Source organism: Mycobacterium sp. D16R24 (assembly GCF_002013385.1).
Classification (GTDB): Bacteria; Actinomycetota; Actinomycetes; order Mycobacteriales; family Mycobacteriaceae; genus Mycobacterium.
The window spans coordinates 36095-50771 of record NZ_MAEV01000028.1 but is presented as its reverse complement, the minus strand read 5'-3'; the positions used below and the strand labels follow the sequence as shown (position 1 = coordinate 50771).

At 62.4% G+C, this 14677-nt stretch carries 14 protein-coding genes; 2 read left to right on the top strand and 12 right to left on the bottom strand.

Annotation, left to right across the window (positions count from 1 at the left end; translation table 11 throughout):
• Window positions 1–6: 6 nt before the first annotated feature.
• A complete protein-coding gene (locus B4383_RS22170; protein ID WP_078293465.1) occupies window positions 7–264 on the bottom strand; it encodes a Txe/YoeB family addiction module toxin in 258 nt (85 codons plus the stop codon).
• Window positions 261–536, bottom strand: a complete 276-nt coding sequence (locus B4383_RS22165; protein ID WP_078293464.1) for a type II toxin-antitoxin system Phd/YefM family antitoxin — start codon at window positions 534–536, stop codon at window positions 261–263. Before B4383_RS22165 ends, B4383_RS22170 begins: the two co-directional genes overlap by 4 nt.
• Window positions 537–675: 139 nt before the next feature.
• On the opposite strand from B4383_RS22165, the gene B4383_RS22160 reads away from it, so the two are divergent.
• Both B4383_RS22160 and B4383_RS22155 read left to right on the top strand, forming a co-directional pair.
• On the top strand, window positions 676–1596 hold the full coding sequence (locus B4383_RS22160; protein ID WP_078293462.1) for a HipA domain-containing protein: 921 nt from the start codon (window positions 676–678) through the stop codon (window positions 1594–1596).
• Window positions 1577–2392: a hypothetical protein gene (locus tag B4383_RS22155; RefSeq protein WP_078293461.1), complete on the top strand. Its 816-nt coding sequence runs from the start codon at window positions 1577–1579 to the stop codon at window positions 2390–2392. The genes B4383_RS22160 and B4383_RS22155 overlap by 20 nt, the downstream gene beginning before the upstream one ends.
• 19 nt (window positions 2393–2411) lie before the next feature.
• Here the strand turns inward: B4383_RS22155 and B4383_RS22150 are convergent, their stop codons facing one another.
• The 10 genes from B4383_RS22150 to B4383_RS22100 all read right to left on the bottom strand — a co-directional run bounded on the left by B4383_RS22150 (window position 2412) and on the right by B4383_RS22100 (window position 14677).
• Window positions 2412–2906: a hypothetical protein gene (locus B4383_RS22150; protein ID WP_078293459.1), complete on the bottom strand. Its 495-nt coding sequence runs from the start codon at window positions 2904–2906 to the stop codon at window positions 2412–2414.
• On the bottom strand, window positions 2903–5248 hold the full coding sequence (locus B4383_RS26465; RefSeq protein ID WP_139360977.1) for a hypothetical protein: 2346 nt from the start codon (window positions 5246–5248) through the stop codon (window positions 2903–2905). The genes B4383_RS22150 and B4383_RS26465 overlap by 4 nt, the downstream gene beginning before the upstream one ends.
• A gap of 74 nt (window positions 5249–5322) precedes the next feature.
• Entirely contained in the window at window positions 5323–5970 is a 648-nt protein-coding gene (locus tag B4383_RS22130; RefSeq protein ID WP_078293441.1) for a hypothetical protein, read from the bottom strand.
• Window positions 5971–6048: 78 nt separating this feature from the next.
• Window positions 6049–6735 carry a hypothetical protein gene (locus B4383_RS22125; protein WP_078293439.1) on the bottom strand — a complete coding sequence of 229 codons (687 nt, stop codon included), beginning with the start codon at window positions 6733–6735 and terminating at the stop codon, window positions 6049–6051.
• A 245-nt stretch (window positions 6736–6980) separates the two neighbouring features.
• Complete coding sequence (locus tag B4383_RS22120; RefSeq protein WP_078293437.1) at window positions 6981–7667, bottom strand: DUF6338 family protein; 687 nt, start codon at window positions 7665–7667, stop codon at window positions 6981–6983.
• 18 nt (window positions 7668–7685) lie between these two features.
• Window positions 7686–8240 (bottom strand): thermonuclease family protein, encoded by a 555-nt coding sequence (locus tag B4383_RS22115; protein WP_078293435.1) that lies wholly within the window; start codon window positions 8238–8240, stop codon window positions 7686–7688.
• Window positions 8237–10051, bottom strand: coding sequence for an AAA family ATPase (locus B4383_RS22110; RefSeq protein ID WP_078293433.1), 1815 nt, complete (start codon window positions 10049–10051; stop codon window positions 8237–8239). Before B4383_RS22110 ends, B4383_RS22115 begins: the two co-directional genes overlap by 4 nt.
• Window positions 10052–10055: 4 nt before the next feature.
• Complete coding sequence (locus B4383_RS27275; RefSeq protein WP_286150718.1) at window positions 10056–10181, bottom strand: hypothetical protein; 126 nt, start codon at window positions 10179–10181, stop codon at window positions 10056–10058.
• Window positions 10182–12116, bottom strand: coding sequence for a hypothetical protein (locus B4383_RS22105; protein WP_078293431.1), 1935 nt, complete (start codon window positions 12114–12116; stop codon window positions 10182–10184).
• Window positions 12113–14677 carry an ATP-binding protein gene (locus B4383_RS22100; protein ID WP_139360976.1) on the bottom strand — a complete coding sequence of 855 codons (2565 nt, stop codon included), beginning with the start codon at window positions 14675–14677 and terminating at the stop codon, window positions 12113–12115. Before B4383_RS22100 ends, B4383_RS22105 begins: the two co-directional genes overlap by 4 nt.

Genomic DNA, 14677 nt, shown 5'->3' with positions numbered 1-14677 from the left:
TTTAAATCAGTAGTGATATCGAGCTTTGAGGATCTTGACTTCGGTGTCGTCCGCCCGGTACACGAGTCGATGCTCGTCATCGATGCGGCGAGACCAGTAACCGGACAACTCCCCCTTGAGCGGCTCCGGCTTCCCGATCCCCGTGAACGGGTCGCGTTGTATCTCCCCGATCAAGCGAGTGATACGACGTGCCATCTTGCGACCGGCGCCCAACCAGAACAGGAAGTCCTCCCAGGCGGCAGGGTCGAAATGAACGCTCCTCACTCCAGGCCGCCGGCCATCTCCTGCAGCTCGTCGAGCGACTTCGTCAGCCCGCTGTTCCCGGCCTTATCTCGTGCGACCGACTCCATGAGTCTGCGGGCGTTCTCCGGAGACCGCAGCAAGTAGACGGTTTCCTGCCACGAGTCGTAGTCAGCGGCCGACATCAGCACCGCATCACCCGCCTTGGACGCAATGCGCACCGGCTCGTGGTCGTTGTTGACCTGCTCTAACAGCGGAAACAGTCGCTGCCGCGCCTCAGAAGCGCTGATAGCCATAAATACCCCCTAGTACGGGCTTCTTGTACCACTATCGTACGGCAACCCAGTACCAAAAGATGGTTAGGGCCCACCGACCTTCCAGCACGAATGCGGATGGTTCGATCTTGAACTCGATCGTTCGTCTACTCTCTGCGGCATGCCAGCGCCGGCCATCGACGTCTCCGAGTGGGAAGTGGTCGTCGTGGAGACCAACGGCGAAGACGAGACGCTCTGGCTGGCAGATCCCGACACCGGAATAGCGTGGATGTACAAACCACCCACGATCAAGAACGGGTTCCGCCAGCGCGAAGACTTCGCCGAATACCTGGCCTGTGAGCTCGCCGGCCTCTTACGCGTCCCCTGCGCCACGGTGCAATTGGCGATTCTCGACGGCGACCGCGGCTGCATATCCCGCGACCTCAAACCCCGAGGCTGGGATCTGCAAGCCGGGGCCCTGCTACTGGCCGACCGCGACCCGAACTACCAGTCAGGTGCAGACAAACCCAAAGGCCGCCCAGGACATTCGCTGGCGCGCATCGCCGAAGCCCTCCGCGACGTCGACCTACCACCAGAGCATCCGATGCCCGCCGGATTCCGCGCGTTCGACGTCTTCACCGGATTTCTTGTGCTCGACGCCTGGATCGCCAACCGTGATCGCCACGACGAAAACTGGTCCGTGCTGCTGCCCCCACCAGGGGATAACCGCCTGTATCTGTCCCCGAGCTACGACCAGGCCGGAAGCCTCGCCTACAACCTGCCCGACCAAGTCTGCGCCGACCGGCTCGCCAACCCCGGCGCCGTCGCAGGCTGGGCAGCCAAGGGCACTGCCTGGCGTTTCGAGCACGACCCACAGATCGGGCCGTGCACGCTCGTCGAGCTCGCTGTCGATGCGCTGCAGCGCTGCTCGGCCGCTGTCCGCCGATATTGGCTCGACAACCTCGCTAACGTGAGCCATACCACGTCGGTAGCCGTATTACTGCAGGATATCCCCGATATGTCACAGCACTGGCGTACCTTCGCAAGTGAACTGCTACGTATCAACCAAGAAAGGCTTCTGCATGCGTGCCGCGACCTGTGACACCGCCACCGCGGCCCCGTCACCGACGCTGCAGCGCCGCCTCGTGGTCACATGGCAGCACCCCATCGAACGAAGCATCTCGCCCGTGGCAATGCTTCAGTACGACGGCGAGCACTACACCTTCAACTACATCGCGGGCGCGCTGAAAGTTGAGGGCTTCCGGCCCTTCCTCGGATTCCCCGACCTTTACCAGCGCTACACCTCAGAGCGGCTATTCCCGCTGTTCGCCCAACGCGCCATGACCCCTCGCCGCCCAGACTTCACGCGTTGGGTCCACCGTCTCGGCCTCACCGACGACGCCACCCCCTGGGAACAAATCGCCCGATCCGGCGGCCGCCGCCACGGCGACACCATTCAGCTTTTCCCGGTCCCTGAGATCGCACACGGCCGCATGGACTGCAACTTCCTCGTACACGGAATCCGGCACATCCCCGAAGAACCCCTCACCGTCGCTGGACATGCCGTGCACCTCACATACCCGAGCCTCGAGGAGCACCTCGCCGGCCTACGGGCAGGTGATCGCCTCGCCCTGCACGACGAACCCGACAACACCTACAACCCCCGCGCCATCTTGACCACAACCACCGATGACGCACCACTGGGCTGGGTGCCCGACCTACTCCTAGACGCCATCCACGACATACCCGACCGCAACACCATCGACGTCACCGTCGCCGCCGTCAACGGCCCCGACGCCGGATGGCACCTACGACTCTTGGCACACCTGCAAGCCCAAGTCCCACAAGACTTCCAAGTCTTCACGACACCCCGCTGGGACAGCCTGGCTCCACACTAGGCGCACTCGTATATGCGGTTTACCTGGTGTTTTCTCGCCGATCAAGATAGCGGTTTGTTGAGTGAACCAGATCCCACGATGGGCACTCAAGAAACATTTCACAGCCTTTGCTGACAGGAATGTCTGGGTACTCTCTCCAGATCCGAAAAAACATATCGATGGTCTCCGCTGTCCTCTGATTGACCGATCGCATCGATCGCAGGTGAATTTCGCGGGCTTCTTGCGGTAGAGCTTGGAACTTCTCGGTGCGCGTAAGGTCTTCGGAGGCCCGGGATTCCTCGTATTGCTGTATGAGCGTCGCTGTTACGAATTCACGCATCTCACTAATCCATGCTTCCGCGGCATTCACGGCACGTTCGATCCGGGAAAGTCGCATATCTCTCATGAGCGCGGCATTTACATCGGCGATCGACTCGTATAGCTCGCCCAGGACATCAAGCGGCGGCGGCCAAGGGTCATACATCGAGATGTGTTCCTGAAATTGTCGGAGGTCAGCTTTGTCTTCCTCGCTCATCGCGCGCCCCGTTCAGCCGCCAGCACCGCGTAGGCGGCGTCTGAAAGATCCGGCACTGGATTGGACATGTGGACAAGAGCTTCCAAGATCTGCGCCGCAATCCATGAGGCCCGATACATGCTCTGCATCGCAACGTGAGGCTCCGGTGGCCCGTACTCCCCGCTGCCTGGCCGCTGAGTCGAGGCAAGTAGCACCTGATCGTGGTGGGCCTGTTGTACTTCGCCGATCAGTCGGTCTGAAAGTTCTTGTCCCATACCTAGTTTCCCGATCGCGTCATGTCCGCATGTCGGGAGGTACATCTCATCGGTAACCAGTCGTCGGCATCTGTCGGTCAATTGCGTGATCGCCCGTCTCGGATCCTGCACGTCCGTGAGCTCTTTATGCAACTCATGGTCCAAGGAACTCAGTCGGTGATAGCGACCATTGGCCATCCCCGGTACCGGCTCATTGTTCGGAATGGGGTTGGCGCCGATATCGGCAGACAGCACCGGGACGTCGACACGCTCGGCCGCTGTAGAAGAGCCGCCCGTCGCCAACCCCAGCAAGGCGCCCTTACCGCCAGCCATTCGGGCTTTGCCGTACTCAAGCATCAATCGTGTTACGTCCCCCCACCCGAACCACCGCTGTAAGAAATCCGCTGATAGCACCGGGTCTGTCATTGCAGGCAGCACAGAGTTCGGCAACACGACGGTCGAGGGCACGAAGCCCAGGGCCTCATTTGAGACGAACAGCAGCTCAACGCCACCTACGTTGCTTTCGAAAAGCCCTACGGCCCACTCGATATGCCACGCACCCGTACGGCACGCATGCTGCAACTCCCACACAAGCCGCTGTGCTGGCGTCAGATCAACTCTCCCGTACTTCTCCGCCAGGCGGGTGCTCGCTGCACCCGCTGCAGTCGCACCCGAGAGCACCGCGGCAGGTGCACCGGTACCGCCACCCTGTGAGCCGGTTCCGCCAGCAGGTGTGGTCCCCGCACCACTGCCTGTGGTTCCTGGTGTCGACGTCTGTGCTGGGCCGCCAGCACCTTTCAGATCTGAACCAAACGGAGGAAGAGGGCCCGAGCCACCACCCGCTGCGCCGCCACCCATTGCCCCCACCGGTGGCACCGGTTGCACGGCTGACCCTGAACCACCCGTGTTCGCCGCTGACGACACCGTGCCCTGAGAGGCGAGATTCTGAGGCGCCGACGACAGCGCCCCCATCTGACTCGTCATCGGCGGCCGCGCCCCCTCAGCAGGCAGCAGCGGCTTCGCTGGAGCAACAGGCGCACCAGCCCCGGAAGCACCCGAGGTAAAGCCCTTCGCGAAATCACTCACAGGCCCGCCAGAACCCGGCGCCGGGACAGCTCCCGGGGCCTTAGGCGCTGACCCCACATTACCGAGCCCAGAAGCCCCACCATGACGGCCCAACCCACTCAAACCAGAAGCACCAGAACCACTCCCAGACCCCGACCCCGCCTGCGAACCCCCACCCGCCGCACCCAACGGAGACGCCCCCTGACCCAAACCCTGCCCCGCAGCGGACCCAATGCCGGGCTGCTGCCCGCTTGCCGACCCGCTCCCCGCGTCTGCTCGGTGATCGCCGGAAGCCTCGCTGGGAGTGGTTCCCTGGCCTTTGCTATCTAGCTCCTTGGCCGTCTCTTTGTGTTCAGCCTTGGAGTCGTGGTCCGAGGACATTTCTGAACCGTTTCCGGTGTCCTCTTTGCCGCTGGCTTGCTTCGTCGTCTCTTTGTGCTCGCCCTTGCCATCCGGCAGCTTTGTTTCGTTCTTGACAGCCGTTACTTCTCCGGGTTTATGTTGGGAGCCTTGCCCGTTGGGCTGGCCGAACTTTGTGAAGATGTTCTCTGGGATCTTGGCGACGATCGCTGCAACCGCCGCAACGGCCGCGGCAGACGCGGCTTGCGCCGCGGCCACGGCAGCGTTCACCGTCGCGGCCACGAACGCTCCGTATCCGGCAGGATCGGTAGACCTCATGGCTTCTTTAGCTTTGATGGCGTCGTGGGCCTCGTCGTCGATCCCCATGAGTGTCAGCATGAGGTTCTGGCCGATACTTGCCCAGGCCTCGACGTCGGCGACCTTGCCGCCCCGGAACGCAGCGAGGTCTCGCCAGCCCGATTCTTCGTGCGTGTAAGCACGCACGCTGGCATCAGCGAAGTGACCCTTCTCCTCGGCCATCACCTCGTGATACGCACGTCGCAGCCCGCTCGCTGTCTGTGTGGCCGTCTGTTGGTCTGCGCGATGGTCGGCCGCGAGATCTCCCAGCGTTCCAGGACTGATGTCAGGCCACACCGGCCACGAGATCAATTTTGAATACTGGTTGTTGGGCTTCGACAGTGCCATAGTCTCAGCCTAAAGCCGACTCGTCAGATCTGAACGGGTCGAAAACTCTTTCGATCAGACCAGGTGTATGTGCCCTATGGTCGGACTGGCTCGCCGATCGAACGGCAATAAGCGTTGATCGTGGTGCCTGTGTGGGCTGCATCGTTGAAGACCCAGCTAGTGTCTGCAGTCCACCACTGATCTGGCTTGATGGCACCTACCGCGACGAGAAGATCTACTTCTCGGCGAGCGGTGCGATCGAGCCACCCATCCTTACTCCCGTTGTCCGCGGCCTTGTTCAATGCGGCGGACATACGCTCTGACCAATCTTTCACCCACGACGCAAACTTTTGATATTCAATTCCGCTGGGTCCGTTGTCGATTACGGATGCGGGAGTCATGTCCATACTCTCGGCCCGGAGCGATCGCATCGAGATGCACCACTGCTTGTCAGTCTCCGGCGAGAACATGAATGGCTGTGACGCCACAGGGGCTGGCGTGGGCGCCACCGGTTCTGGGCGGGTCAGTGTGACGATGAGTGCCACTACTCCGCAGATCAGCCCGATGGTTCCGCCGATGGCGCCCAGGATTCCGGGGATGTTCTTCGGGCGAGGTGCCGGAGTGGGCGGTGGTGCGGGGTATCCGGGTCCGGTTGCCGGGTATGGAACTGGTTGCTGCTGTTGGCCCTGTGGTGGCGCAGCCGCGTATCCCGCGTATGTCATGCCTTGCACCACCTCGGTCATAAGTCCACGTTAACGGCCCTGAGCTGCACTGTCCACACCGTTACCTGCTGTTGTGTCCAAAATCTTCGAGCTTGCGTCTCAGATGAGACGTCCTTGCACGGATGCTTGTTCGCCGGCCGCCTTGTCGTCCGCAGCCTCGATCGTGGCCGTACCGATCTGTCTGCTTGCGCTGTTGGCGACTGATCGCACCCCGAGCTCGCCGCTCACCGCGGTGTCGATCAGCTCGTGTTTTGCAACACCAGCCACTATCGCGGCGTCGAACGGAGTCTTGCCCGCCAAGCCCTTCGGGGCTGACTTCTTGGCAAGGCCGTTAGATGCCTCGTGCTCAGCCTTACTCGTGGTGGCGTGGGCTTTCTCGGGGTCGAGTTCGACCTTGTTGCCGCCACCAGGTGATCCTGCGCCCGGAAGTCCGTTACCGGGCTGCCCGAGTTGCGAGGCCATGCCCTGCATCACCTGCAGGGCCGGTTGCAGCCCGGACGTAAGGCCTTGGCTGAGCTGTTGTGGCAGCTCACCGACTTTCGAGCCCATCTCTTGGAGGGGCTGCAGGAAGGTCGACGGGTCCATGTTGCTCATCGGATCGGATCCGTCGAGCCCAGATAGACCTTGGGCGGGGTCTACCCCCGCAGGAGAACCACCGCTGCTGGCGGGGCTGTCCCCGCCGCTGTTGTCATGCGATTGCTCGTGTTGCGGCTGTGCCTGCTGCTCGGACTGGTGGTCGTGCTGCTGCTCGACGGAGCTTTCTGGCGGCAACGGTTTTTCGGCCATGCGGCTATCCCTCCTGGGTCACTACAGGAAGCCTAAGCGCGGTTCAGCTCAAATTCACCAAGTACCCAGAATGGTTGCGATGCCACTACTTGCTTGAGCTGGGCTTTGCCGTCGAGCTGGGCGGGTTTTTCGGTGCTTGCCAGCTCGGCGGCACTTTCGGAAGTCCCGAAGTTGCCCGCGGTGCGGCGGGGTAGCCAGCCTTACGTTCGAAATCGCCCCCAGCCTTCTTACTCGGCCCGGCCTGCTTATCCGACATCGCCTTCACCACCTTCATCTGTGCGGCTGATCTCAGCGTACCTGACCTCTGACCAGCGGATTAGTAGTCCAACACCCAGCAGGTTCGGTGTCTGATCGGCGGTGACCACGAAATGGCCGTCCTCAGTCAGCTCAACCTGATCAGCCAGGTAGAGGTCCTGGTCGCCTTGCATATTGCTGGCATAGGACGCCCCGTCGAACGGGCCCGCTTTCCAACTGCCGTCAGTCAACCGCAGCCGCATCAGCCCGATCCCCTCAGGTTTGGAGAACACCCGGTCCCATGCTCGCGGTTCTGGCGACGTCGCGGTGTACAGGGAGATGCCTCGCCGCAGCCACTGTTTGAACGTGCCCGACGACGGGCCCCACTGCCGCGAGCGTGCGGTGATCTCTGCTAATGCGAACGGCAGCACCATATACAGCAGAAGGACGGGCCACCACCACAAAGACACTTCGCCGGCCGCCAGGGCTCCGGTCTTGATCAGCTTGCGGTATGCATAGAACGTGATCGGGGCGAGCACGGCGTGAAAAGCCGCTGAGACCGCCAGGAATCGGATAATTTCGCGGGCCGCGTCATCGAGGGACCAGGCGGCGGTTCTGTGTTCCCGCGCGATCGTGTAAAGGGCGCCGGGAAGGACAGCCACGAGAGCCACCAGAAGCGCCTGAAACGTGCTGATCATCCGTGATCCCTCGGTAATCTAGTGTCTAGGAACAGATTCCGTGTCGCCGTAACATGGCGGACCCCACAATCCTCTGCCCGAGCTTCTAGCGTCCTGTTCGGCTGAGGCGATCTCGTTGGCATACATGCTCGGCTTGTGGCCGAACACATAGGCGTGAGCATAGCCCCCTTTCACCGCTGCCACAGAGTAATTCGTGCCGTCAGGAAGGATCACGAACGCCAGTGTCCTGCCGTAACGGTCGTGCGCATCTTGGCTCGGATCGGTCACCAATGCCACGCGTTTGCCCTGTAATGTGTTGCGAGCAAACTCACTAGCCTCGGCACCGAAACAGCCAATTGTGTATCCAGGCTTCTTCGTCTCCGGCGTATCAAGTCCAATTAGTCTCAGCCGCAATCGTTTTCGTACATCGTCTAAAATGTCAATCGTATCGCCATCAACTACATTGAGCACCAACGCGGTTGGCTCCGGGGTATCTGCGTGGGAGACGGCTTGCGGTGATAGTTGCCGTGCCGCAAGGGGTGCCAGCGTGATCGCAACGGCCAGCGCGGTCGCGGCCTTCCAGCGCCGTTTCACAGTGTTATCGCAGCGACGTCGGCGATCTTGGGGTCACATTTTTGTGCCTTCAAGATCAGTGGTGCAGCCCAGCGCAGATCTGCTTCGTCCAGGGTTCGCGCTAGGAGCCGACCCGCTGGTGTGCTCCGGTCGATCAGTGAGTCGCCCATGGCCCGGTTCTTCATCCAAATAGAGGCCTCCGTGAGCAGCATGCGCACGAAGCGCCCGTTGGCCGCGCGGTCGACGAGAAGGCGGGGTTCCCCGCCGTACGGGTTGTAATCCTCGTATTGACTGGTCAATTCGGCGAAGATCGCGGCCAGATAGCCTCGTGCGCTCGAATCGAGAATGGCTTTGGAGCTCACGCGGGCGAGCACCTCGCTGATCTGCAGCATCTCCTCGGCCGAGTACGACGGGAATTCCAGCTGCACTGGGAACCGGCTGCGCAGACCGGGGTTGGCGTCGAGCATGGCGTCGATACGCAGCTTGTAACCGGCCAGGATGATCATGATGTCGCGTCGATGTTCCTCGGCGAAGTTCATGATGGTGTCGAGGGCTTCTACCCCGAAGTCGTTGCGGGTATCGGGTTTCCATAGTTCATGGGCTTCGTCGACCACGAGCGTTGCGCCGCGTGCTCGTTCCAGCCACTCGCTGGTGCGCAGCGCGGTCTGACCGATCGCTTCCCCCACGAGGTTCATGCGCGTGACTCGGTACACGGTAGGGAATCGCAGCAGCCCCAGCCCGTAGAAGATCTTGCCCGTTGCCTTGGCCACCGAGGTCTTGGCGGTTCCCGGTTCACCCGTGAAAGTCATGCAGAGACTTTCAATTTCACCGACGGGCTCACCGGCCGCACGCATTTCTAAGTCGAACTTTTGTGCGGTTTTGAGCTGCTCTATCCGGTTCTTGACAACGACAAGACCGACGTGGGCGGCCAGTTCGGCTTCGCCCTCGGCCAGGATCTCGGGGTCGCCTACTCGGCGCATCTCCCGCTCGAGGTCTTCCAGCGAGGGCGCACTGTTCGGATCCCAGCGGTCGGTGCGCGCGTTGATCACGTCTTCGGTGACGGTGGTCAGGACGTAGCCGGGGTTGTCGAGTGCTGTTTTGGCTTCCGGGCTGGTTCCGGTGGCGGCGGCCTTGGTCAGCCATTCAGTGGCTTTGTCGGCTTGGCTCAGGCTGCGGAGCGCCAGCCCGGCGGTCAGCGCGGCCGACCCTTTGGTCGCCGGGTCGCCGTGCGCGTAGGCGAATTCGGCGTGTTCGACCGCGCGGCCGAACTGCCCGAGCTTTGCGGCGGCCTGTGCGGTGAGTGCATCCACGGTGGCAGCCATGGATACATCGGCGGCGCGCCGGCCGTTTTCGACAGCAGCCAGTACGTCGGTCCAGCGTTCGGTGATGGCATACAAGGTGGTCGCGATCAGCGTGACGTAGATGTCGTCGGGCTGGTTGAGTTCGGTCAGCAGCTGCTCGGCGTCGTCGAAGCGGCGGTCGCTGACCAGCAGACCGGCGTATCCGGCGGCCAGCCCTGTCTTGTTGGTGATCGTGAACGTGGTGCCGAAGGGTGTGCGCACGATCGGCGCCAGGTGGCTGTCAGGGACTTCGAGTCTGCGTACTTCCCGATACATGTTGCGGGACTGGGCGTGGGCCGCGCCGAGGGCTTCCACGGTGGAGCCTTTGGCGTACGCCAGGCCCAACCATGCATCGCACATGGTCGGGTCGAGCCGGGTGGCCTCACGAAAGCATTCGGCGGCCGCGGCGGGGTCGGTTCTGCTGGGCTGCAGCCCCGGGTACATGCCGAGGTGCCGCAAGCCTTCGTCGAACTTGTTGCGTGCTGTCGCCATTTGTTCAGCCTCCCGGGTTGAAGGTAGTTGCCACTGAGGATGCCAGGCTCACGATGCCGTAGAAATACATCCCGATCTCCCACACGAGTACCCCGACGGCCGCGCCGAGGGTCCAATACCAGGGTTTCATTTATCGTCCTTCCGGGGTTGTTTGGACGCTGGGCCCAGGCTCGTCTGGTTCCGTGCTGGCACTGGCTGCCGGAACGTCGGCGGGCAGACCGGGTACAGCCGGGGTGCTGTCCCCGCCACCGTGATGCGGGTCCGCGTCACCGTCGGTGCCGCCGTCGTCGTCGGTCAGGTGCTGTTGGGCTGCCATGGCCGCCCCCGCGCCGTCTGCACCACCGGTGCCGGGGTTCTCGTTGTCTGAGTGGTGGCGGCCGCGCACACGCTCGGCGACGCGCTGCGCCGCGGCGGCCTCGGGGGCGGCAGTGGCCACCGCCGCATCAGCTGCTGCCTGCGTGCGAGAGGACGAGCCCTCACCGGGGCTGTCAGCAGAGTCGGCTGTCGTGGGCACGACCGTTTCGGGAATGTTGTCTGGAAGCGTCGGCACGTCCGGATCGCGCGGACTGTTCTTGCCCTGGCCGTCGATGTCGTCGTCGTCATCGTCGCTGTCTGAGTCGCCGTCGCCGCGCGAATTGAGCCAGTTGTGAGCCCACTCGGTGCCCGACTGGCCCTTGGCGAAGGCACCGAGCATGGCCGCTTGCGCTGCCGTGGCCGGGCCAGACATGGCCTTGGACACCTTGCGATGTGAGATGGTGCGAAACGATCGGGTCATCTTCCAGAACGCGAAGATGGCCGCCGCCGACAGGATTGTGGAGACCAGGAACTTGACCACGGGGTGGTTGATGCCTGTGCGGGCCGCGAATTCATCTCCGGTGGCTGAGATAATCAGGACCGCAACGAACGAGACGAACACGGTGTAGGCGAACCATTCCAGCGCGGCCAGTCCGAGGTTCTTGAGCAGCTGAATCCACACGCGCTGCGGGGGGCCCGGAATTGCGCCAGGTCCGCTCATGGGTACAACGCTGATCGCGTAGGCGCCGGCTTTGAACCCTACTTCGACCTCAGCGACCACCACGTAGATGATGAACAAGCTCATCACCGCTGCCAGAAATGCGAAGATCCCGACGGACGCCAAGGCCTCCCACGCGAGGTGTTCGGCGTAATCGGCTGCCGCGCTATCGCATGTGCGGATCTTATCGAGCGCTGCAGAGCTATCGGCGGTCCCCAGCGCCTCCTTGTAGGCGCCGTCGCATTGCGATCCCAGGACATGGCCGAAGTTGACCTGCATGAGCGGGCCCTCCTGCAGGGAGGTCACCATGCGGGCCATTGCGTTGTCGAGCTGGGCTGCACCGTTTGCGCCAGGCAAGGCCCCGTTGCGGGCGCCGGCCTCACCGACCTGGAAGCCCAGATGTCGGATAGATGCCAGTAACCCGTTGTCGGAGTACAGATCCCCCACCGGGTCGGAGAAGAAGGCCAGACTCACCAAGCCCACCCCGAACGCGGCCGCCATCATCGCCATGCCGCGTCCACGTTCACCCAGCATGAACACCACCCCGCCGGTGGTGAGCCCGATCATCAAGCAGGCAGGCAAGATACCCAGATGCACAACCACCTGCACCAGCGCCGTGAACAGGGGCGCGAATAGCGCGGCGATCCATTGCAGCCACACCATCGACTGGGCGAACTTGAACAGCCACAGGATCAGTGACATGAACAGCAGGAACCCTGCCACCGCGCCGGTGAGCAGCCCAGCTGGAAAGGTAAAGGTGACAATGTCTTTGAAGACCTGCACGATCGCCAGAATGACGTCGAAGAATCCGTTTCCGCGCCGGTCCGACAAGGTGATCAGATGCATCGAGGAGGACGGGATACCGCGCAAGCTGTGCAGCCCGGTCCAGCCCATCATGTTCCCTGAGCGTGATACAGCCTCGGTGGTGTCGTCAGCGCGCGCTATAGCGGCCTGCGACATCATCATCCAGGCGCATAGGAAGTAGCAGGTCGCCCAGATCCGGATCGTCCATTGCAGCCGGGGTGAGCGGGTGTACCACCAGGCCGCGATCATGCCGCACCCCGCTGCCGATTGCGCGGCGCATCGTCGCGGTCGTTGTCCTTCTGTTCGTTCGGGTTGGTGTTGAGCCGCTCGGCTAGCTCTGTGGTCGGTGCCGCCAGCAGCTTGCCGCGCCCGACTCGGCGGAACTCGTCGCGGAAGAAGCACTCACCTTCGCGGCCCGGTATTGTCTTACCGAAATCTGACATGGCGATATCGAAATCACCGATGTCCATGGACATTTCGAGGTTGTCATTCAACTCTGGCGGTGAGGTGTCGTCGATGTAGCGGCGCACCACGTCGGGATACTCGGCCTCGGTGATGCCCATGAACCGTTCCAGATGGGCCTTGGCGACCTCATCCTCGTCGAAGCGGGTCAAGATCGTCTGGGTTACGAACTCGGTGCCCATCTTGCGGCAGTCGTTGATCAGGTTCTGGCTGATCACGACGAGGCCCGTTTGGAGCCGCCGGGCCTCGCGAGTGATCTTGTGAGCGCGCTTACCGCCGGCCGGGGAGTTCAAATAGCCCTCGGCCTCTTCCAGGACGATGAAATCGCTGCTTTGTGAATCGTTGAAGAACAACTGCTGCGACAGTTCGGCGCAAATGCCATAGATCGCCTGGCCCGCCCGCTCGCGGCGTGAGATCCGGCTCGCCAAATGCTCGGTGTCGTTCTCGGTGCTGGTCGGAAGCGGGATACCGGCCATGTTCCATACCAGGCCTGAAAGCTGGCCGATATCAGGGGCTTCCAGGGATTCATCGGTGAGCGCCCGCATGTACGAGCGGTTCGAGAGCACCTCAAACTTGTTGAGCATCTCCCGGTCAGCGTCGGTGCTGGCCTCTTGCCGCAACACTTCCACCAACCGGTTCCAGCTGCCGATGCCCTTGGTGTCGCGCGATGCGGGCTCCAGCAGCAGCTCCAGGCGATCACCTTCCTTGCTTTCTGCCGGATACCCCAGCAGCGGCATGAGATGGTCGACGAACACCTCTCCGCCGACGTCCGGGTTCAAGAGCCGCAACAGGTCCATGGAGACCTTGCCGCCGGCGACGTCAATCACCTTGACCCCGGGTTCCTTTCCGATGCCCTTTTCCCATTCCCGCGTGTCGGTGGGGTCCACAACGTGAATGCGTGAGCGGCGCTTCATCAGTCCGATCACAATCAGCTTCGAGCAGTGGGACTTACCGCCGCCCGGTGATCCACCGATCAAGATGACGCCCACATGCCCGCGACCTGCTGCCCCCTGCAGGTCCAGGAGCGCGATCTCGCGGCGCAACGTCGAGTAATTGACCAGCAGCGGTATGCCCGTGGAGTTGCCCAAGCCGGTGGAGATCAGCGGCACGAAGCGTGACCACTTAGTCGGCGTGGTCGGATGGCCCATACCGTCGAGCCCTGCCTGCTTTTCGTTGCCGGGTGCGAAAATTTTGATCAGCCCGGCCTGTGACCCGGGGAATGATCGCAGTGTGACCTTGGAACGGTCCATGATGTTGCGCAGCGACTGTTCCAAGTTACGTACCTTGCTCAACGAGTCGGCGCCCGCGGTGAACACGAAATCAACGTTCATGCCCTTTTGGCCGGGCTCGGCACTGAGAAGGTTGTTGTACTCGCGCAATTCGCGCATCTGGTTCTTGAGTTCGTCGTCGTTGAGGGCGGCAACTCCTCGTTGGCGCACCTGATCGCGAATGTTCTTGGCGGTGCTGGTGCTTTCGTCCTTCTCGTCCTGCACATGTCGCAGATCCAGCCGCATCGCGCAGTTGACGCGGCCAAGCGCGGGATCGACGTGGTCGATCAACTTGAAGATTTCCGAGCCCGGGAACCGAAGCTTCTTGGCGTTGAACAGCGTCAGCACGCTCTGATAGCTGGGCTTGATCTCTGGGTTGTCCGGTCGGGTTATTTTCAGGATCGACTCGCCGCGGCGGCCGCCGCGCGTGTGGAACTTGGCGCGGCGAAAGACACCGCGTGCCGGCACGCTCGCCGCTGGGAACGGATCGTTGAAGGCGCCCAACGAGCAGAATTGGTCCCAGAACCATTCCTGCTGTGCCTCGGTGACTGGTGTGGGTTTGAAGTCGCGGGGCAGCCCCCGGGCCATAGTGTCCGCGGTCTCCCGCCAACCCTCCAAGGTCGTGGCTGCTTCACTGTCGGCGCCCGCGAGCCAGTTTCGGAATCGCTGCTGCGCAGAGCCTTTGGCGTATCCTTCCAACCCGGCATCGACCGGCAGTGAGAGCCAGAACAGGCGCTGATATGGCGCGTACGCCTTGAAGGTCGGTTCGTAGGCCTGGACGTGCTGGACCCAGGGGTCTTGTAGTTCTCCGGTCAGTGCGCGGCGCAGCTCGGCGGGGCTCAGGTGCCCCCACAGGGCACGGCGCATGATGAAGTCGATATCGGTGGGCGCGGCCACCAGATACAACATTGTTCCGGACGGTAGAGCCTGCGCGAGCTGGCGGTGCAACTCCGCGAAGCGACGTCGCCGCTCCTTGCGTTTGAACATGTACGGCATGCCCGATAGCAAATAATTTGCGTATACGCCGTCATCGCAGACCGCGAGATTCTTATCCGCGAATTCCGGGGGTTTTATATGCAC